General features: G+C 55.7%; 20 protein-coding genes. 10 read left to right on the forward strand and 10 right to left on the reverse strand.

Translation table 11 applies throughout. The features are described from left to right. Positions 1-45: 45 nt before the first annotated feature. The 6 genes from VSQ83_RS17815 to acs all read right to left on the reverse strand — a co-directional run bounded on the left by VSQ83_RS17815 (position 46) and on the right by acs (position 6790). Positions 46-810: an ABC transporter ATP-binding protein gene (locus tag VSQ83_RS17815; RefSeq protein WP_019823425.1), complete on the reverse strand. Its 765-nt coding sequence runs from the start codon at positions 808-810 to the stop codon at positions 46-48. Positions 811-833: 23 nt separating this feature from the next. Beyond that, a complete protein-coding gene (locus VSQ83_RS17820) occupies positions 834-1946 on the reverse strand; it encodes a succinylglutamate desuccinylase/aspartoacylase family protein (protein WP_133077308.1) in 1113 nt (370 codons plus the stop codon). A 3-nt stretch (positions 1947-1949) separates the two neighbouring features. Further along, positions 1950-2648, reverse strand: coding sequence for an ABC transporter permease (locus VSQ83_RS17825; protein WP_016782124.1), 699 nt, complete (start codon positions 2646-2648; stop codon positions 1950-1952). Further along, positions 2645-3334 (reverse strand): ABC transporter permease, encoded by a 690-nt coding sequence (locus VSQ83_RS17830; RefSeq protein ID WP_133077307.1) that lies wholly within the window; start codon positions 3332-3334, stop codon positions 2645-2647. Before VSQ83_RS17830 ends, VSQ83_RS17825 begins: the two co-directional genes overlap by 4 nt. Before the next feature lie 91 nt (positions 3335-3425). Further along, positions 3426-4199 carry an ABC transporter substrate-binding protein gene (locus tag VSQ83_RS17835; protein WP_133077306.1) on the reverse strand — a complete coding sequence of 258 codons (774 nt, stop codon included), beginning with the start codon at positions 4197-4199 and terminating at the stop codon, positions 3426-3428. A 635-nt stretch (positions 4200-4834) separates the two neighbouring features. Then, positions 4835-6790 carry an acetate--CoA ligase gene (gene acs, locus VSQ83_RS17840; RefSeq protein WP_133077304.1) on the reverse strand — a complete coding sequence of 652 codons (1956 nt, stop codon included), beginning with the start codon at positions 6788-6790 and terminating at the stop codon, positions 4835-4837. Between the two features lie 415 nt (positions 6791-7205). Here acs and VSQ83_RS17845 point away from each other — a divergent pair, with 415 nt between their 5' ends. The 4 genes from VSQ83_RS17845 (at position 7206) to VSQ83_RS17860 (ending at position 10219) form a co-directional block, all read left to right on the forward strand. After that, the gene (locus tag VSQ83_RS17845) at positions 7206-7469 is read left to right on the forward strand and encodes a DUF2790 domain-containing protein (RefSeq protein WP_133077303.1); all 264 of its coding nucleotides are present in this window, start codon (positions 7206-7208) and stop codon (positions 7467-7469) included. Between the two features lie 143 nt (positions 7470-7612). Further along, positions 7613-7870: a heme utilization protein gene (locus tag VSQ83_RS17850; protein ID WP_219262896.1), complete on the forward strand. Its 258-nt coding sequence runs from the start codon at positions 7613-7615 to the stop codon at positions 7868-7870. 504 nt (positions 7871-8374) lie between these two features. Then, on the forward strand, positions 8375-9625 hold the full coding sequence (locus tag VSQ83_RS17855) for a ribonucleotide-diphosphate reductase subunit beta (RefSeq protein WP_095035466.1): 1251 nt from the start codon (positions 8375-8377) through the stop codon (positions 9623-9625). 276 nt (positions 9626-9901) lie between these two features. Further along, on the forward strand, positions 9902-10219 hold the full coding sequence (locus VSQ83_RS17860; protein ID WP_326427279.1) for a helix-turn-helix transcriptional regulator: 318 nt from the start codon (positions 9902-9904) through the stop codon (positions 10217-10219). A gap of 12 nt (positions 10220-10231) precedes the next feature. On the opposite strand, the gene VSQ83_RS17865 is transcribed toward VSQ83_RS17860, so the two are convergent. Further along, a complete protein-coding gene (locus tag VSQ83_RS17865; RefSeq protein ID WP_326427280.1) occupies positions 10232-11257 on the reverse strand; it encodes an MBL fold metallo-hydrolase in 1026 nt (341 codons plus the stop codon). 274 nt (positions 11258-11531) lie between these two features. Between VSQ83_RS17865 and VSQ83_RS17870 the strand changes: the two genes are divergently transcribed. Next, entirely contained in the window at positions 11532-12599 is a 1068-nt protein-coding gene (locus tag VSQ83_RS17870) for a diguanylate cyclase (protein WP_133077299.1), read from the forward strand. 40 nt (positions 12600-12639) lie between these two features. Here the strand turns inward: VSQ83_RS17870 and VSQ83_RS17875 are convergent, their stop codons facing one another. Beyond that, positions 12640-12963 carry a DUF2025 family protein gene (locus VSQ83_RS17875; RefSeq protein ID WP_133077298.1) on the reverse strand — a complete coding sequence of 108 codons (324 nt, stop codon included), beginning with the start codon at positions 12961-12963 and terminating at the stop codon, positions 12640-12642. Between the two features lie 232 nt (positions 12964-13195). Here VSQ83_RS17875 and VSQ83_RS17880 point away from each other — a divergent pair, with 232 nt between their 5' ends. The 4 genes from VSQ83_RS17880 (at position 13196) to VSQ83_RS17895 (ending at position 16677) form a co-directional block, all read left to right on the forward strand. Beyond that, complete coding sequence (locus VSQ83_RS17880) at positions 13196-14320, forward strand: glycerophosphodiester phosphodiesterase (RefSeq protein ID WP_133077297.1); 1125 nt, start codon at positions 13196-13198, stop codon at positions 14318-14320. A gap of 96 nt (positions 14321-14416) precedes the next feature. Next, positions 14417-14722: a PepSY domain-containing protein gene (locus VSQ83_RS17885; protein WP_133077296.1), complete on the forward strand. Its 306-nt coding sequence runs from the start codon at positions 14417-14419 to the stop codon at positions 14720-14722. A gap of 149 nt (positions 14723-14871) precedes the next feature. After that, entirely contained in the window at positions 14872-16050 is a 1179-nt protein-coding gene (locus VSQ83_RS17890) for a GAF domain-containing sensor histidine kinase (RefSeq protein WP_219262898.1), read from the forward strand. Between the two features lie 120 nt (positions 16051-16170). Further along, positions 16171-16677, forward strand: coding sequence for a GNAT family N-acetyltransferase (locus VSQ83_RS17895; RefSeq protein WP_133077294.1), 507 nt, complete (start codon positions 16171-16173; stop codon positions 16675-16677). Here VSQ83_RS17895 and VSQ83_RS17900 read toward each other — a convergent pair. Next, complete coding sequence (locus VSQ83_RS17900; protein WP_219262899.1) at positions 16674-17165, reverse strand: GyrI-like domain-containing protein; 492 nt, start codon at positions 17163-17165, stop codon at positions 16674-16676. The genes VSQ83_RS17895 and VSQ83_RS17900 overlap by 4 nt on opposite strands. A 199-nt stretch (positions 17166-17364) precedes the next feature. Between VSQ83_RS17900 and alaC the strand changes: the two genes are divergently transcribed. After that, entirely contained in the window at positions 17365-18573 is a 1209-nt protein-coding gene (gene alaC, locus VSQ83_RS17905) for an alanine transaminase (protein ID WP_219262900.1), read from the forward strand. Between the two features lie 112 nt (positions 18574-18685). Here alaC and VSQ83_RS17910 read toward each other — a convergent pair whose 3' ends face one another. After that, positions 18686-20038 (reverse strand): GntP family permease, encoded by a 1353-nt coding sequence (locus tag VSQ83_RS17910; RefSeq protein WP_019829158.1) that lies wholly within the window; start codon positions 20036-20038, stop codon positions 18686-18688. Between the last annotated feature and the right edge of the window lie 46 nt (positions 20039-20084).

Genomic DNA, 20084 nt, shown 5'->3' on the forward strand with positions numbered 1-20084 from the left:
GAGCATGACCTATTTTGGTGCACAGAGGCAGTCTTAAAATTGCAGTTACTTCAAGCTGCCCGACAGAAACTGCTGCAACCGCTCACACTGTGGATTAACCAGCACTTCACGGGGGTTGCCGCTTTCCTCAACAATACCTTTGTGCAGGAATACCAACTGGTTCGACACTTCACGGGCAAAGCCCATTTCGTGGGTCACTACCACCATGGTCCGGCCTTCCAGAGCCAGATCCTGCATCACCTTCAGCACATCACCCACAAGCTCCGGGTCGAGGGCTGAGGTCGGCTCATCAAACAGCATGACCTCAGGCTCCATCGCCAGTGCGCGGGCAATCGCCACACGCTGCTGCTCACCGCCGGACATATGCCCCGGGTAGGCATCCTTGCGATGGGACACACCTACCTTGTTGAGGTAGTGCTCGGCTTTTTCACGGGCTTCGGATTTGGTCATCCCCAGCACATGCACCGGCGCTTCCATGATGTTTTCCAGTGCGGTCATGTGCGACCACAGGTTGAAATGCTGAAACACCATCGACAAACGCGAGCGCATGCGCTGCAGCTGCTTGGGATCAGCGGCCTTGAGAGCGCCGTCCTTGTTGGCAATCAGCTTGAGCTCTTCGCCATTGAGCAGGATCTTGCCGGCATGGGGCTGCTCGAGCAGGTTGATGCAACGCAAAAAGGTACTTTTGCCGGAGCCACTGGAGCCGATGATGCTGATCACATCGCCTGCCTTGGCGGCCAGTGAAACGCCTTTGAGCACTTCATGACTGCCATAGCGTTTATGCAGGTCTTGGACTTCAAGTTTGTACATGCTGTCGGTTCTCACAAAAACAGTCAGTCGTTGAGCAAGCGCCCGTGGCGCAAAGGCTCGCGCCCCGCCACTTTAGCCAGCCAGAAACCGGGTTGGGCATAACGCAGTCGCTCAACGGCAAATAACACGCCGGAGGTGCCTGCGCATACCGTACTGACCCGGTCAGATAAAGGATCAATCACTTCGAACAGCGGCTCGCCAGTCTCTACCCAGGCGCCCACCGGTCGTAAAAAACTCACCACACCGGGGTGCGGTGCAAATAACAGCTCAGTGCCTTCAAACGGCATCCCTTCGCACGTTTCATACTGCGCAGCAGGCCATTGGCCCGTGATCAGCCCCTGCTCGGCCAGAAACGCCAGAATGCCCTCGGCATAAGCTTCGGCCTCTGGGCGTCCGGTGTCGGCCTGCCCTCCCAGCTCCAGCGTGGTCGACATGCAAGCCAAAGGGATCTGCGCGTCGCTGAACTGGCGCTGCAACCGCAACCAGGGCACCGAACAGGCTTCATCGAAGGAACTGCCGCCCGAATCTTCGGCCAACAGCCCTACACGCACATCCAGCTGCGCAGCCAGAGAACGCCACTGCGGCCAATGCTGAGGCAAGGCGTACATGTGCAGTGCGGCGTCGGTCTCGCAATGCAAGTCGAGCACAATGTCAGCACTGCAGGCATGGCTGAGCAACACACGCTGCATACCTTGCAACTGGCTGGTCGCAGGGGGCAGTTCAGACAATACATCCATCATCGCCTGACGGATCAGTCGGGTGTTGGCGTGGGGGTCATCCCCCAGGCACCCGGCCAGTCTCTGCGCTACCGGCTCGCTCAACTCAACGAAATCACGGTTGAAATTCTTGCCGCTGCCAAACTCAAAGCGCCCCTGATGGCTGCCCTGCAGCAATTGGCCAAGCCCCAGGGGATTGGCCACGGGCACCAGCTCGATCACACCGTTCAAGGCGCCTTGTGCTTCAAGCTCGGCCAGACGTTTCTTCAGCTCCCAGGCACACCGCATGCCCGGCAGTTCGTCGGCATGCAAGCTGGCCTGGATATAGGCCTTGCGCTCACCTGCACCGAAACGAAACACCGTCAAGTGGCGCTCAGAACCCAGGGTACTCCACGGCAACACGTGATCAATACGTTCCATGGGTCAGGCCTTGCGCGGGGCCATGTAGCCCAGCCAGCGGCGCTCGGCCAGTTTGAACAGGCGCACCAGAATGAAGGTCAGGCACAGGTAGAAAGCACCTGCCGTGATGTAGGCCTCAAACGGCAAGTAGTACTGCGCATTGACGGTACGTGCAGCGCCCGTAATGTCGATGAGGGTCACGATGGAGGCCAGACTGGTGGTCTGCAACATCATGATCACTTCGTTGCTGTATTGCGGCAGCGCCCGGCGCATGGCCGACGGCAGCAAAATACGGCGGTACATTTTAGACCGCGACATCCCCATGGCCTTGGCCGCCTCAATCTCGCCATTAGGCGTGGCCCTGAGGCTACCGGCAATGATTTCTGCAGTGTAGGCGCTGGTGTTGATAGCAAACGCCAGGCATGCGCAGAAGGTTGCGCTGGACAGCAGTGGCCACATGAAGCTGTCACGAATGACTTCGAATTGGGCCAGGCCGTAGTAGATCAAAAACAGCTGTACCAGCATCGGCGTGCCGCGAATCACGTAGGTAAACAGCCAGGCCGGGAAGTTGACCCACGCCTGCTTGGAAACCCGCATCAGCCCCAGTGGCACTGCTGCGAGCAGACCGAAAAAGAGTGAAATGCCCAGCAATTTCACGGTTTCCAGCAGCCCGCTCAAGTACAGCGGCATGCTGGCCCAGATGACGTTGTAGTCAAAGATCATAGCTCAGCCGCCCTTACGCCTACCGAGTAGCGCTTCTCAAGTTGTCGCAACGCCAGCAGCGAAACACTGGTCAACACCAGATACATCGCTGCTACGGCCAGGAAGAAGGTGAACGGCTCGCGGGTGGCATCAGCCGCCTGCTTGGCCTTGAACATCATGTCTTGCAAGCCGACCACCGAAATCAGGGCCGTGGCTTTGGTCAATACCAGCCAGTTATTGGTAAAGCCCGGAATCGCCAGGCGAATCATCTGCGGCACCAATACCCGGAAAAACACCTGAAACGAACTCATGCCATACGCCATGCCGGCCTCAGCCTGCCCTTTGGGGATGGCCATGAACGCACCACGAAAGGTTTCGGACAGGTAGGCACCGAAAATGAAGCCCAGGGTGCCGATACCGGCCGCCAGCGGATTCAAGTCGATATAGTCGTCGTAGCCCAGCATCGGCGCCACGCGATTGAGCAAATCCTGGCCACCGTAAAAAATCAGCAAAATCAGCACCAGATCGGGAATCCCGCGGATTACCGTCGAATACAGATCGCCCATCCAGGCCAGCCAGCGTACCGGCGACAAGCGTAACGAAACACCGATCAGACCTAGAACAATGGCCAGGGCCATGGACGACAAGGCGAGCTGAAGCGTCAGCCAAGCGCCATCGAGGATGACAGCCCCGTAGCCTTTCAACATGATTCAGGTCCTCAGAAATGGGGATGAAAAAATGGCGCAAACTTCAGAGAATCTGTTGCTTGCGCCATTTCGGACTTACCGCTGCGATGTATTACTGACCGTAAATATCGAAGTTGAAGTATTTGTCCTGGATTTGCTTGTACTTGCCGTTTTCACGGATAGCGGTAATTGCAGTGTTGATCTTGTCTTTGAGGGCATCGCCCTTGCGCACTGCGATACCTACGCCGTCACCAAAATATTTGACGTCGGTGAATGCCGGACCCGCAAATGCATAGCCTTTACCCGCCGGGGTTTTCAGGAAACCGTCTTCGAGCAGGGTGGCGTCTGCAACGGTGCCATCAAGGCGGCCCGCTTCAACGTCCAGATAGATTTCGTTCTGCGAACCGTAAGGAACAACGGTTGCACCTTTAGGCGCCAGAACTTCCTTGGCGAAACGGTCGTGGATCGAACCGCGCTGTACGCCGATTTTCTTGCCCTTGAGCTCTTCAAGGTTATCGCCGACCACAGTGCCTTCCTTCATCACCAGACGTGCCGGAGTGAGGTAGTACTTGTTGGTGAAATCAACCGACTTTTTGCGGTCTTCGGTAATCGACATCGAGGACAGGATGGCATCGATCTTGCGCACTTTCAGCGCAGGGATCAGACCGTCGAATTCTTGTTCGACCCACACACACTTGACCTGCATCTGCTCGCACAGAGCATTACCGATGTCGTAGTCAAAACCCACGATACTGCCATCCGGGGCCTTGGAGGCGAACGGAGGGTACGCCGCTTCAATACCAATCTTCAGAGGTTTATCAGCAGCAAAAGCCTGCAGGGACAGCACGGACAGTGCCAGGGCGCCAAGAAGCACGAGTTTCTTCATCTTAGGACTCCATCGGTAAAGGGCAATAAATGCAGAGTGAGCCTAGGCCCAATATGCGGAGGTTAAACCGGGAATGCGGCGCCACGTCCTACTGGCGTTGCACTGGGATCAGCACAACAACGACGAGCGAGTGATCGGCATTCTAACGACAGGCTTCAAGCCGTAATTTCTTCAATGCGACAACTAATTACAGATGCACCGAAAAAGGCGACCCTAGGCATTGACAGCTCTCCAAAATAATGAAAGAGCAAAAGATGTAGAACCTATATGAGTTGCAAATAGCGGGCCTATTATTCGCAAACCCTTCTATTCCGGCAAGTGTAGCGTTTCATCTTATTTTATGACGGGCTGAAAAGGGCTCTAAATCAGTGCTTTGGGTATCGCAAAGCCCCACCTTGGAGCAGCCGGTTACACATTCGGTAACACCGAGGGCCTACACCTACAGGAGCAACCGTCTTACTGGTCCTAAATACCCCTGTGGGAGCGGGCTTGCTCGCGATACAGGCGATGCGGTGTGCCAGACAAACCGAACTGCTGCCATCGCGAGCAAGCCCGCTCCCACTGCAGATTCCAGGCCACCATAAAAAAGCCCCGCCAGGCAACGCCGGACGGGGCTCGATGACACTCAGCACGTGTTATGCGACTTTCATGCCTTTGTGGGTTTCAATCAAGTGCTGCACCACACCCGGGTCAGCCAGGGTAGAGATATCACCCAGACCATCGTATTCACCGGTGGCAATCTTGCGCAAAATGCGGCGCATGATTTTGCCCGAGCGGGTTTTCGGCAGCCCCGGTGCCCACTGGATGACATCCGGCGAGGCGATCGGGCCGATCTCCTTGCGCACCCAGTTTTTCAACTCAAGGCGCAGCGCTTCACTCGGCTCTTCGCCACCATTGAGCGTGACGTAGACATAGATCCCCTGCCCCTTGATGTCATGCGGCACGCCGACAACTGCGGCCTCGGCAACTTTAGGGTGCGCCACCATCGCGCTTTCGATTTCGGCGGTACCCATCCGGTGGCCGGACACGTTGAGCACGTCATCCACGCGACCCGTGATCCAGTAGTAGCCATCCTCATCGCGACGCGCGCCGTCACCGGTGAAGTACATGCCACGGAAGGTCTTGAAGTAGGTATCGACGAAACGGTCGTGATCGCCATACAGGGTCCGCGCCTGCCCCGGCCACGAATCCAGAATCACCAGGTTGCCTTCGGCAGCCCCTTCTATAAGGTTACCCAGGTTATCCACCAGCCCCGGCACCACGCCGAAGAACGGACGCGCCGCAGAGCCAGGCTTGAGTGCGTGCGCCCCCGGCAGCGGGCTCATCATGCAAGCACCAGTCTCGGTCTGCCACCAGGTATCCACGATCGGGCAACGCTCCTTGCCCACGGTTGTGTAGTACCAGTTCCAGGCCTCAGGGTTAATCGGTTCGCCCACCGAACCCAGCAAACGCAAGCTGGAGCCATCGGCATCCTTAACCGCAGCCTGACCTTCAGCCATCATGGCGCGAATGGCGGTTGGCGCGGTGTAGAGAATGTTGACCTTGTGCTTGTCGACAATTTTCGACACGCGGGTGATGTCCGGATAGTTCGGCACACCTTCAAACAACAGGGTGGTCGCGCCATTGGCCAACGGCCCGTAGACAATATAGGTGTGACCGGTCACCCAGCCCACATCGGCCGTGCACCAGTAAATCTCGCCAGGACGGTAATCGAACACGCGCTCGTGGGTCAGTGCCGCATAGAGCAGATAGCCGCCCGTGGTGTGCTGAACGCCCTTGGGCTTGCCGGTTGAGCCAGAGGTATACAGGATGAACAGGGCTTCTTCGGCCCCCATTTCTTTCGGAGCGCAGTGCTTCGAAGCAACGGCCATCAAGTCGTGGTACCAGATGTCACGGTGCTTGTACCAGGCGATGTCGCCACCGGTACGCTTGAACACAATGATCTTCTGCACACTGGAAGTGTCCGGGTTGGTCAATGCCACATCGACATTGGCCTTGAGCGCTGTGCGCTTGCCACCACGCAGACCTTCGTCAGCGGTAATGACCACCTTGGATTTGCAATCGATGATCCGTCCGGCCAGTGCCTCAGGCGAGAAACCACCAAACACCACGGAGTGAATCGCGCCGATCCGGGTACAGGCCAGCATGGCGACTACGGCTTCAGGCACCATCGGCATATAGATAGTAACGACATCACCACGGTGCACATCCTGACCGCGCAGGGCGTTGGCCAGCTTGCACACTTCTTCGTGCAGTTCGCGGTAGGTGATGTTGCGCTGTTCGGAAGGGTCATCCCCTTCCCAGATGATAGCGACCTGATCGCCGCGCTCGGCAAGGTGGCGATCCAGGCAGTTGTAGGAAACGTTGAGCGTGCCATCTGCAAACCATTTGATGTCGACATGATGGTCGTCGAAGGACGTCTGCTTGACGGTAGTAAAAGGCTTGATCCAGTCGAGACGCTTTGCTTGTTCGCGCCAGAAGCCATCCGGGTTGACGACGGACTGCTGGTACATCGCCTTGTAGGTCGCCTCGTCAGTCAGCGTGTTGGCAGCGACTTCAGGGCGTACGGGATACAGGGAAGCGGCACTCATGTTTCATACCTCAATGCTTGTAGTTGTTGTTTTATGACCCTGTTTTAGCCGGGCCAAGCCGTGAGATCCATTCGACGTTGGTAGTAAGAAACACGCAAAAAAACTATGGTTTTCCTGCGCAAGGCTCAAGCACAGTACTTACAGCCCGTTACGGCTGGGTGCCCACCTTGCAAACGTCCAAAACCAACCCTGTTTTCGACGATTGTTGCAGAAACTGTCAACAGTCTTTATCAAAACCCCCTCTATATGCCCGTGCGGCGCAGGCCTAAAATTCATCTCGCCAACCAAGGCACCGCGATTAACCCAAGTTACAGCCCCCACGAAGGCAAGTTTAGTCGCTCTTCATCACTCAGTTTCACACACAGCCTCATAAGGGCTGTGTGACCCCACTCGACCTAAAACAGGTAATTTCGAAATGAAAGCGTTGTTAGTTCTGGCTCTGAGCAGTGTGTGTTTAACCGCCATGGCGGATGAAACAAGCACACAGGCTACGCACCAGCAACCTGCCGTTGAACAGTATTCCTACTCTTCCGAACTGGACATTGCCAAAGTGATTTCCATGAGCGAAATCCCCAGCGTCTGCGAAGTCGTACCGGCGCAAATGGTCTACGAAGACTCCCAGGGCATGCAGCACACCCTCGAATACCGCGTGATGGGTAACGGTTGTTCCAACGGCTGATTCATCGCACCCGGTTTATTAAAGCGTTAATCAACTTACTTATATAAGCGATCCCTCGCGGCACTTAATTGCAACTTTCAACGCAACTTATATCGCCCTTGAACAGTTGTGCGCCTGCGCCTGTATCGCACGGGAATTATTAAATGAAACGCTCCTTGATAGTGGCTTTTAGTTTGTCAGTTCTGGCCAGCGCAGCGTTTGCCGCTGACGGTTATGACCGCACTCACGCAGCCAGCTTTACAGAAGACGGCTACAACAGCACACGCTCGGCCAGCTTTGCAGAAGACGGTTACGACAGCACACGCTCGGCCAGCTTTGCCGAAGATGGCTATGACAACACCCGCTCGGCAGGTTTTGCCGAAGATGGTTATGACCGTACCAACGGCCATCGCCTCAGCTGACACCGCATCGACTTAACGCCCGGTTTCGGCCGGGCTTGATCCTGCCTCGCACCAAAACCCGACTCATTCCCCCTCTAGCCACAGGTCATTCGACCTCTTGGCCCCATGACAAAAAAACTTCTGCTCCTGTAAACCCTCGCCCAGCCCCAGCCTTCCTTAAGCCCAGGATAAATTTAGGGCGTTTCGTCGCATCCCCGGAAAAAAAACTGGCTGAAATACCTTGTGCAAAAGCCGTATACTGCGGCCATCAAAAAGGCTTGATATATCCCCTTGGCGGGCTGTAAATCCACGCTGCTACGGCCTCAAGGCCCAGGGTGAGTGCAGGTAAAACCTCCTCCCCTGAGCGACAGCGGTACAAGCCAACGTACACATTCATGTTTTTGCGTGAGCACAACGCTACTGCAAGCAACATTTCTTAGATCCAAGTGGCCTATGGCCGTGTAAAAACCAAACCATCAGTGTTTTCACACAGCCAACAGGCCCTCACGCAGGAGACGATACGTCATGCTGAGCTGGGACGAATTCGACAAAGAAGACGAAGGCGAAGTCGCTGTTAAAGGCGCCAACGCAGGCCACGCAACCGAAGCCAACATGGACCGCCTCGACGCCGCCGGCGGCGTAGCAGCCCAGGAAGCCCGTGCAGTGACCGCCAGCGACTCGGCCGCGATCATTCGCGCCAAGGCTGCCCTGGACAACCTCGACATCGCTGAAGGTCTGGCCGAACTCGAAGGCGCTTCCGCCCGTGTTGCGGTTGACGAAAAGATGATGATCAACTGCCGCGCCGACCTCAACCAGCTCGTGCCGTTCAAGTACGACTGGGCCTGGCAGAAGTACCTGGACGGTTGCGCAAACCACTGGATGCCGCAAGAAGTCAACATGACCGCCGACATCGCCCTCTGGAAAAACCCGGAAGGCCTGACCGACGACGAGCGCCGCATCGTGATGCGCAACCTGGGCTTCTTCTCCACCGCCGACTCCCTGGTTGCCAACAACCTGGTGCTGGCCGTGTACCGCCTGATCACCAACCCTGAATGCCGCCAGTACATCCTGCGCCAGGCATTCGAAGAGGCGATCCACACCCACGCCTACCAGTACTGCATCGAATCGCTGGCCATGGATGAAGGCGAGATCTTCAACATGTACCACGAGATCCCGTCGGTCGCCAAAAAAGCCACCTGGGGCCTCAAATACACCCGTTCGATCTCCGATCCGAAGTTCGAAACCGGCACCGTTGAGACCGATAAAGAGCTGCTGCGCAACCTGATCGCCTACTACTGCGTTCTGGAAGGCATCTTCTTCTATTGCGGCTTTACCCAGATCCTGTCGATGGGCCGTCGCAACAAAATGACCGGTGTCGCCGAGCAGTTCCAATACATCCTGCGCGACGAATCCATGCACCTGAACTTCGGCATCGATGTGATCAACCAGATCAAAATCGAAAACCCGCATCTGTGGGACGCTGAAATGAAGGAAGAAGCTTCGCAGATGATCCTGCAAGGCACCCAACTGGAAATCGAATACGCTCGCGACACCATGCCGCGCGGCGTACTGGGCATGAACGCCGCGATGATGGAGGACTACCTCAAATTCATCGCCAACCGCCGCCTGTCGCAAATCGGCCTGAAAGAAGAATACCCGGGCACGACCAACCCGTTCCCATGGATGAGCGAAATCATGGACTTGAAGAAAGAGAAAAATTTCTTCGAAACGCGGGTAATTGAATACCAAACCGGTGGTGCATTGAGCTGGGATTGATACGAGGCTTGAGTTAAGCCATACGTAGCAAACAAGAAGGGCCAACGATTGTTGGCCCTTTTTTTTGTGAAAAAATTAACTGCGTGTGGCCAACAGATACGACACCCGTGAATCGACTGGGGGCAGTCCAACCGAGTGGTCGGTATCTTGAGAGGAGATAAATGAGGCGACTTTTCCGGTCGGGACTTATCAGAAAACGAGTTTGATCCACGCCAAAAATAACTGTATAAAAACACAGTATATTTTCAAGCACTGACTCAGCCCTGGAGAACACCCATGCCTCATTCAGCCACGCGCAGTACGTTTGAACGCATTGTCATTAATCAATTTACCCCGCTGCACTGCGCGCAAGCCCGCGAAATGCTTGGCTGGAATCTCGAGTATCTGAGCCAGCAGTCCGGGGTTTCAGTCCCGGCAATTGAACGCTTCGAAGCCCAAGGCCCTGTGCGCGACGTTACCCAGCTGGCCCTCGCCTACAGCCTGGAGGCGCAAGGGCTGGTGTTCTTTCCCGGGTTTGCGCCCGGTCGCGGGGGCAATGTTCGCGGCACTACACCCGACCCGATGGGCCGCGAAGACTTTGCCATGATCGAGTAAACCCCGGCCCTACTACTCCGGGGTGTGTACTTCAAGCCACCAGGCACGCCCTTTGTGGGGCTGCATCAGGTTGAACACTTCCCCCATTTGTGGCGTTGTAATGAGTACATTGCGTTGCTCCGCCAACGCCACAATACGGTCAAACGGCTCGGACCAGGCATGGAAAGCCAGATCAAAGGTGCCGTTGTGAATCGGTATTAGCCAACGTCCATTGAGGTCGATGTGGGCTTGCAGGCTGTGCTCGGGCTGCATGTGTACATGTGGCCAATCGACGTTGTAGGCCCCCGTTTCCATTAGAGTCAGGTCGAATGGTCCCAACTGTTCACCAATCAGCTTGAAGCCGTCGAAGTACCCCGAATCTCCACTGAAGAAAATCCGCACCCCATCAATGATCATCACCCAGGATGCCCAAAGCGTCTGGTTGTGATCAAACAGGCCGCGGCCTGAAAAGTGCTGGGATGGAGTGGCGATAAAACGAATGCCTGCAACATGGGTGTCTTGCCACCAATCCAGTTGCTGAACTTTGCTGGCCTGTACTCCCCATTTGATCAACAGGTCGCCGACACCCAGCGGCGCCAAAAAATGCTGCGTTTTAGCCGCAAGTTGCAACACGGTTTTTTGGTCCAGGTGATCGTAGTGATTATGGGAAAGAATCACGGCCTCCAACGGTGGAAGCTCTTGAAGGCTGATGGGGGGAGCATGGAAACGCTTGGGGCCAATCCACTGCAGCGGTGAGGCACGCTGCGCGTAGACAGGATCGGTCAGCCAGTACTTGCCATTGAGCTTGAGCAGCAAGGTCGAGTGCCCCAATCGATAGACACTGAAGTCAGGTGCCGCGGCCAACTGTTCACAGGTTAACGGCTTGACCGGAATCACACCTGCAGGACGTGTACTCGCAGGCTTTTGAAAAAGCATTCTCCAAAAAATACCCAAGGTCTTGCCAAGACTGGAGGACGGCCGGGCGCCATCATTTCGAAATGCACCTTGATAACGCTCAGCGGGTTTAAGCCGCTCAGCACTGCGTGAGTCGAGTGCCATGGCATGAAGCCTCCGGTGAAAAAATGAGTATTATCTTGCTTTCCGGCCTGTTAGCGGTTGATCGTCATTCTATAAGAACTAACAGTGGCCACAGACATTGTCACCAACGCTGACTCGCCTTCGACTTAATAGAGCTAGTCTGCATCCATAACCGTTCCAAAAATGTGCGGAATATGTGCGATGTATTCTCGACAACGGGTGTCAGCAAGCAATCGGCGGCCCGGATACCCAGCGGTATCCGGACTCATGGTCCAAACATCTCACGCAGATAACCATGGACAATAAAAGAGGCAAAGGCTTGTCGTTTGCCAAGCGTATTTATACGCCACGTGCCATAGGTTCAGGGTTTGGCGGGCTCAGTCTGGTAGCCGCCCTGTACCCTCTCGACAAGCCCATCTGGCTATGGGGACTGCTGCTGTTCAATGCACTCGTATGGCCACACCTGGCACTCCAATTGTCTTCACGTGCGACCTATCCGTATCGGACTGAGCGGCGAAACATCTTGATTGACTCGCTGTGCGGGGGGTTCTGGGCAGCAACCATCCAGTTCAACGCGCTGCCGACAGTCATTATTGTGTCCATGATGATGATGCATAACGTCGCGGCAGGAGGGCCAAGATTTCTCCTGTACGGTGTGTTGGCGCAGCTGGCAGGGGTCCTGATTTCGCTTCTGTTTCTGGGAGCTGCCTTCACGCCTGAAACCAACAGCCTGCAAGTCTATGCCTGCATACCGGTGCTGATTCTTTATCCGTTTTCTGTAGGCATGGTCAGCTATCGCCTGGCGATAACCTTGGCCGAGCATAAACGCGCACTGAGCACCCTGAGCCGCACCGACAGCCTGACCGGGCTGCTCAATCACGGCTCATGGAAAGACCTGCTGCACCTGAGCTTCCTGCAAAGCCGGGAGAGTCGTTCGCCCGCCACCCTGGCCCTGATTGATATCGACCATTTCAAGCAGATCAATGATACCTACGGGCATATCGTCGGTGATTGTGTATTGCGCCAGCTCAGCAAGGAGCTCAAGGACAACTTGCGCGCTCAAGACCTGGCTGGTCGGTATGGCGGTGATGAATTCTGCATCATCCTGCCCAACCGCTCTCTGCATCAGGCCCAGGAAATCATGGAGCGACTGCGTCAGGTATTTTGCAACTTTCAACACGCGGACGAGCCTGAACTGCGGATAAGCGTAAGCCTGAGCATTGGACTGGCCTCTTGCCGCCCCGAGTTTCAAAACGCTTCCACTTGGTTGAATGAAGCCGATAAAGCACTGTATATCGCAAAAAATACGGGCCGTAACAAAATCAGTATCAGCGCTGCAGACACTCTTTCACAGCCGTATTGAATAGCAGCCCAGGAAAAAATAGTGTCCTGGGCTGCTCCACTCAATTGACGCAACGGCGTACAGCCGAAATCTCAGGCACGTCCAGACGCTGCATGTACACACGCAATGGCTCGGTGATGTTCAAACGATCATCAATATTTTGATCCAGTAATAACTGAATCAGCTCGCGCTTGAGGGTCATGGTGTCTGCGCCATCGGCGTGCCAGACAAACTCGCTGGCGGGCGTAATGTTGTCGTCAGCGACATCCATCCCGAAGGAATCCTCACTGAAACGGACAATGTGCTGGCCTGTCTTGCGATTTAAACCGACAAAGCCGTTTAGCTGGTCGGCGGCCTGGCAGATTAGTTGCGAAGTGATACGCATGGTAAACCTCACTGACGAGCCCAGAGGCTCTGGAACGATGGTTTACACGCAAGATTTAACGCCTGCCCCTCTGCCGGGGGCACTGATGTGGCCAAGAATACTGCACATTTGTAAGAAAAAACGCTTAAAACCGAACAAGACACTCGTTTGTGTCGGATTCTTGATAGTACCCATGGCTGCCGTGTTGTTAAAAAGGCGACCTCTATTTTTCTGATTGAAAGGAACTCAACCCATGCCTGACCCTTTTGGCAAAACCGCCCTGCTACTGAGCCTGCTTCTAGGCATGGGCGGCGCACAGGCCGCCAGCGCATCCAGCACGACCGAGGCGGCACTGGCCAACGCTCATGGCATACCGCGTCCTGCAGTGATTGCACATCGGGGTGCCTCCTTCGACGCCCCGGAATCAACAGCAGCAGCCTATACCCTCGCCCGGGACCTGGGCGCCGACTATCTGGAAATGGACCTTCAACGCAGCAAGGACGGGGTTCTGTTTGCGTTACATGACAACAGCCTGTTACGCACCACCGACGTGGCCAAAAAATTCCCGGAACGCAAGGACAGTCCCGCCAGCGCCTTCACGCTGGCCGAGCTTAAAACCCTGGATGCCGGTAGCTGGTTCAATCAGGCTTATCCCGATCGTGCGCGCCCATCCTATGTTGGGCTGCCCATTCTGACGCTGGACGAAATAATCGATATTGCCCAAGGCAACCCGCAACACAAGCCTGGCCTGTACATCGAAACCAAAGAGCCCAAACAGTTCCCGGGGCTTGAGCACGACCTGAAAAACAAACTGAGCGAACGTGGCTGGCTCGAACCGGCAACAACAACGGCAGAGCCTCTGGTCGGCCAGGGAAAAGGCCGGATAATGTTGCAAACCTTTGACAAAAACAGCCTCGAACTGCTGCAAAAAGAAATGCCCAACACACCAAAAATCTTGCTGTTATGGGTCGGTGAAGGCGGTATGACACCGAACACCACTCAGCGCTTCGCCGACTCGGGCGAGAAGGATAAAGCTGCGTATTACGCCAAGCTGCAGCCTAAGGACAAGGCCGAGTTCATCCAGTGGCTCGACTTTGCCAAGGCCAACGGAGCCATCGGTACAGGCCCTTCGGCAGCGTTGACCCGCGGCGGTGACCAGAGCTACTTCGACCTGATCAAGCCGTGGATGAACAAGGCGACCCACGACAAGGGCTTGCTGGTACACGTGTACACCCTCGACGAACCCGTGGACTTCAAGAAGGCAATGGACGCAGGCGTCGACGGTATTTTCACTAACCGCGCAAGCGAACTGCTCACGTACTACCAGCGATCGGCTCCACACAGCGTCAACCAAGTGCTGGAAAAGAATGGCTACTGAAACCGCTAACCTGTAACGGGGTGGAAATTAAGGATGAGTTAAGTTGCGCCGGATAATCTGATCCCACTTAAACACCTCAACCCCAAGGGATTAAACATGAAAGCACTGAATATAGTATTCGCCACTCTTGCCCTGGCACTGACTGCCGGTGTTGCCCAGGCAGATGTACGCCCAGACCATATTCCAGGGCTGATCAAGTCGGGTGAAATCACCTCATTTGAAAAGTTGAATCAAGCGGCGCTGGATAAACACCCAGGCGCAACCATTCTCGATACAGAGCTTGATCATTCCTACGGCAAACTGGTTTATGAAGTTGAATTACGCGATACCAAAGGCGTTAAGTGGGACGTTGATCTCGACGCCAAAACAGCTGAGGTCCTGCAGGATAAACAAGACACTTGAGTTGATTTAAATAAAAAAGCCGCCCCTTATTTATGAAGGAGGCGGCCTTTTTTATTGGCCCAACTCAGGCCTGTATACAAATCCTCCAGGAATTTGTGCCACGCTCAGTGTTATGGCTAGAATCAATTTTTTAAGCAAGAGCATCCACCATGGCGCAAGGCGCGATTGACGATATCGCAACGATTAACCGGATCAGTGCTGTTCCAGCGATCCTCAAGGTCATTACTGAAATGACCGGAATGCGCTTTGCCGCCGTTGCCCGTGTCACCCAAACAACCTGGACCGCCTGCGCGGTACTCGACAATCTGAACTTTGGTTTGCAGCCGGGTGGAGAGCTGGACCTGGTCAGTACCCTGTGCTTTGAAAGCATGAACTCGCACCTGCCGATCGTCATCGACAACGCCAGCGAAGATCCGCTGTACCAGAACCATCACACGCCAAAAATGTATCGTTTCAAGAGCTACATCACGATTCCGGTGTGGCGTACCGACGGCAGTTTTTTCGGCACCCTGTGTGCACTTGACCCAGAGCCTGCACGCCTCAGGGACAGCACCATCCAGTCGACAATGGAGTCTTTTTCACGCCTGCTATCGCTGCAAATCGAAGCAGAAGAAAACCTGCAGCGCACAGAAACAGCGCTGCAGCAGGAGCGAGAAAATGCTGAGTTGCGCGAACAATTTATCGCCGTTATCGGCCATGACTTGCGCAACCCGTTATTCGCCATTACGGCCGCCGCCGAGCGCTTGCTGCGCAAGCACTCCAACCCGCAGACCGACGTTCTGGTGCAGCACATCCTGACCTCTGGCCATAGGGCCTCGCAGCTGGTCAATGACGTCCTGGACTTTGCCCGGGGACGGCTCGGCAGCGGAATCCCCGTGACCTTGAGCGAATGCCGGGATCTGAATCAGGTATTCAGCCACGTGATTTCAGAGATACAAAATGTTCATCCCGAGCGGTTGATCCTCTCGCAGATAGGTCAACTCAAAGGTCTTCAATGTGACAGTGGCCGCTTGGCACAACTGCTCTCCAACCTGCTGATCAACGCCATCACCCATGGCTCTTCCACCGGCACGGTGCGCGTCGCCATCCAGACCCAGGATGGCGTGTTCAGTATCAGGGTGGCCAACCAGGGCAAGACCATTCCGGCTGATGTGCTGCCACACTTGTTCAAACCCTATTCACGTCCGGCCAACCACATCCCGCAAGCCGGTCTTGGACTTGGGTTGTACATTGCCAGCCAGATCGCCCTGTCCCATGGAGGCCAACTCGAAGTCGCCTCCGATGAAGTTCATGGCACGGTTTTCACCTTCAGCTTGCCGACGAACTGAAAACCGATAAACGAATAAATCTGTATTTGGCCCCCTGATGGGTAGAAACTGACGTGCTGCTCAGCAGTAACTGATCCAACCCGTCAGTTGCCCCCTATTGCGCCTCGACAGAATCCAGATATGAACACCCGCCTCTGCGCTTATGAAGACCTTACCCCCCTGCAACGCGAGCAACTGCGCAAGATTGAGGTAGCTCCTGAGCAAATCGCTTTTTGCGGCGACATTGCTTCGGCCTTGCACTCACTGCCTGCTCAGCCGCACGCGGGGATCAAGGGATTGGCGCTGCTCAGTGAGGAGTTTCCGGTTGCCTTTATGCTGCTCAAGCGTGAGCCGCTTTTGGCCCATTGGGCTGAGCCTGGCAGCGCAACCTTGCATGCGTTTCAAGTCGACAGCGGCGTTCAGGGCCTGGGGTTGGGTAAAGCCTGCCTGCGCGAACTCCCCCGGGCCATTCGACAGTTCTGGCCCGAAATTCGGCTATTGATGCTGTCGGTAAGCCCGTTCAACGCCAGCGCCCTGGCTTTTTATCTGAGCCAGGGCTGGATCGAACAAGGCGAAGCCTACCGTGGCGAGCGACGCCTGGTACTGCCCCTGATATCACCGTCGCAGCCCCAACTGCGCGCAAGCTAAATCGGCTTTTTAACAGGCAACCAGATTTCTAACAGCCCTGCGCCGGTGTCCGGATTGAAGTCCGCGCTGTAACGTTCAAACTCGGGCGCATCAGCAGCTTCGTAGCCCGAATGAGGCAACCAGTCTTGCCAGATTGCCTGAAACGTCTGCGCAAGGGTGTCCAGTGGGCCGCGATGTTCAAAGACCGCATACGACTGCTCTTGCAGTTCGATCCAGCGATACCGTTCAGGCAGGTCGTCCAACTTGCTGATGGCCACGCCGGCAATGTATTCGAAGCCCCCTTCGCCATCAGGGTTACAACAAACGCCGTAGGTTTCATCGCCAATTTGACTTGGCACTTTTCCGATTTCCGGGATGAATTTTTCCCACAATTGTGGAATTCGATCAGCGGTCTCCTCAGTGAAACGGCCACCCAAACCCGCGATCAGTTGAAACTGACCTTTGGCAAATCGCGGAGCTGACAGTTCGAACTTTTCTATTTGATCCATGGGGCATGCTCGATAGAGTAAGTAGGAAACTTAGCAGCTGAGTATAGGAACAAATATACAGCTGGGTCGGATCAGCGGAAAAATAGACCCCGACAGCATCTAGACAAAAGGCCATCACCGCCCGTATTGTTTTGCCCGGACCACCGCAGTGGTCAACGTCGCTCGGACGGTTCCGGGCGCTTACGTATCAGAGGCTCACATGGCAGACCAAGGTTCGCCGCGCCGTTTTGCGCGCATCGATCGACTCCCCCCTTACGTTTTCAACATCACGGCTGAGCTGAAGATGGCCGCCCGACGTCGTGGCGAAGACATCATCGACTTCAGCATGGGCAACCCTGACGGCCCGACGCCTCCTCATATCGTCGAAAAACTCTGCACCGTCGCACAGCGTGAAGACACTCACGGCTACTCGACTTCGCGGGGTATTCCCCGTCTGCGCCGGGCTATTTCTCGTTGGTATGCCGACCGTTACAACGTTGAGATCGATCCGGAACACGAAGCCATCGTCACCATCGGCTCCAAAGAGGGCCTGGCACACTTGATGCTGGCCACCCTGGATCAGGGCGATACCGTGCTGGTGCCTAATCCCAGCTACCCGATCCACATTTACGGTGCCGTGATTGCCGGCGCCCAGGTGCGTTCGGTGCCGCTGATCCCCGGTGTGGACTTTTTTGCCGAGCTGGAAAAAGCCATTCGCGGCTCGATCCCCAAGCCAAAAATGATGATTCTGGGCTTCCCGTCCAATCCGACGGCGCAATGCGTGGAGCTGGACTTTTTCGAGCGCGTGGTGGCCCTGGCCAAGCAATACGATGTGTTGGTGGTTCACGATCTGGCTTACGCCGATATCGTCTACGACGGCTGGAAAGCACCTTCGATCATGCAAGTACCTGGCGCCAAGGACGTAGCCGTGGAGTTCTTCACGCTGTCCAAAAGCTACAACATGGCAGGCTGGCGTATTGGTTTCATGGTGGGCAATCCGGAGTTGGTCAACGCTCTGGCGCGGATCAAGAGCTACCACGACTATGGCACCTTCACTCCGCTGCAAGTGGCCGCGATCGCTGCGCTCGAAGGCGACCAGCAGTGCGTCAAGGATATTGCCGAGCAGTACCGCCAGCGCCGTAACGTCATCGTCAAAGGGCTGCACGAACTGGGCTGGATGGTCGAAAACCCGAAAGCTTCGATGTATATCTGGGCCAAGATCCCGGAGGCTTATGCACACATGGGCTCACTGGAATTCGCCAAGAAGTTGCTGGCGGATGCCAAAGTCTGTGTGTCCCCAGGCGTAGGATTTGGTGAATACGGCGACGATCATGTGCGTTTTGCCCTGATTGAAAACCAGGACCGCATTCGCCAGGCGCTACGTGGTATCCGCGCCATGTTCCGGGCTGACGGCTTTAACCCGGGCTAAGCCATAAACCAGTGTGGAAGCGGGCTGGCTCGCGATTGGATCGCCGCGGTGCAATAGATACACCGCGTTGCGCTTATCGCGAGCCAGCCCGCTCCCACAGGTTTGGTGGCGCTTAAACCACCAACGACAGCAGCAGAATAAAGATCAAACCTACAATCGACAGGATGGTTTCCATCGCGGTCCAGGTCTTGAACGTTTCAGCCACTGTCATGTTGAAGTACTGCTTCACCAACCAGAAACCGGCATCGTTGACGTGAGACAGAATCAACGAGCCCGCCCCTGTTGCCAGCACCAGCAGTTCGCGGTTAACGCCCGGAATCATATCCACTACCGGCAATACAATCCCCGCCCCGGTAATCGTTGCCACGGTCGCAGAACCTGTTGCAATACGAATCACCGCTGCCACCAGCCAGGCCAGCAGGATTGGCGAAATTTGCGCGTTCACCGCCATATGGCCGATCACGTCACCCACACCGCTGGCTACCAGCATTTGCTTGAACCCGCCGCCCGCGCCGATGATCAGAATGATCGCTGCGGTAGGGGCCAGGCTCGCGTCCAGCAGCTTGAGGATGCGCTTGGAGTCGATCCCCTGGCGCGCGCCAAAGGTGTACAGCGCCAGCAGCAATGCCAGCAACAGGGCACTGATCGGATGACCGATCATGTCCATCCAGACACGGAAGAAGTTGCCATCAGGCAGCGCAACGTCGGCAAACGTCTTGAGCAGCATCAGGAATACTGGCAGCAGCACAGTGATCAAGGTGATGGAGAAGCTCGGCAGCGTGCTGGATTCCGGCTCGCTCGCCAATTGGTCCATCAACTCCTGGGAAGCGTGACCCGGGATGTACTTGGAGATGAACGTGCCATAAATCGGACCGGCAATGATCGCGGTAGGCAGTGCAACGATCAGGCCGTACAAAATGGTCTTGCCGATGTCAGCACCGAATACACCAATGGCCAGCAGCGGCCCCGGGTGCGGCGGCACTAGACCGTGAACGGCTGACAAACCTGCGAGCAACGGAATACCGATTTTGATGATCGACACGCCGGTACGACGCGCAACGATAAACACCAACGGAATCAGCAGCACAAAGCCGATTTCGAAGAACAACGGAATACCCACCAGGAAGGCGGCAAACATCATTGCCCATTGCACCTTTTCCTTGCCGAAGGCACGAATCAGGGTCCGGGCGATCTGGTCAGCCCCCCCGGAGTCGGCCATCATTTTGCCAAGCATGGTGCCCAGCGCCAGGATGATCCCGACAAAGCCCAATACACCACCAAAACCGTCCTGGAACGACTTGATGATCAGGTTGGCAGGCATGCCGGCGGTCAAGCCAAGAAACGCCGAGGCAATGATCAAGGCAATAAACGGGTGCAGCTTGAATCGGGTGATCAATACGATCAGGCCGATGATGGTGACCACTGCATCGAGCAGCAGAAACGTATTGTGGGACATGCCTAGCATGGGGCGTCTCCTGCCTTTTTGTTCTTATCAAGTACGTAGGTGCCGC

Origin of the sequence: Pseudomonas sp. DSV-1 (genome assembly GCF_035830915.1) — a bacterium.
Lineage (GTDB): Bacteria > Pseudomonadota > Gammaproteobacteria > Pseudomonadales > Pseudomonadaceae > Aquipseudomonas.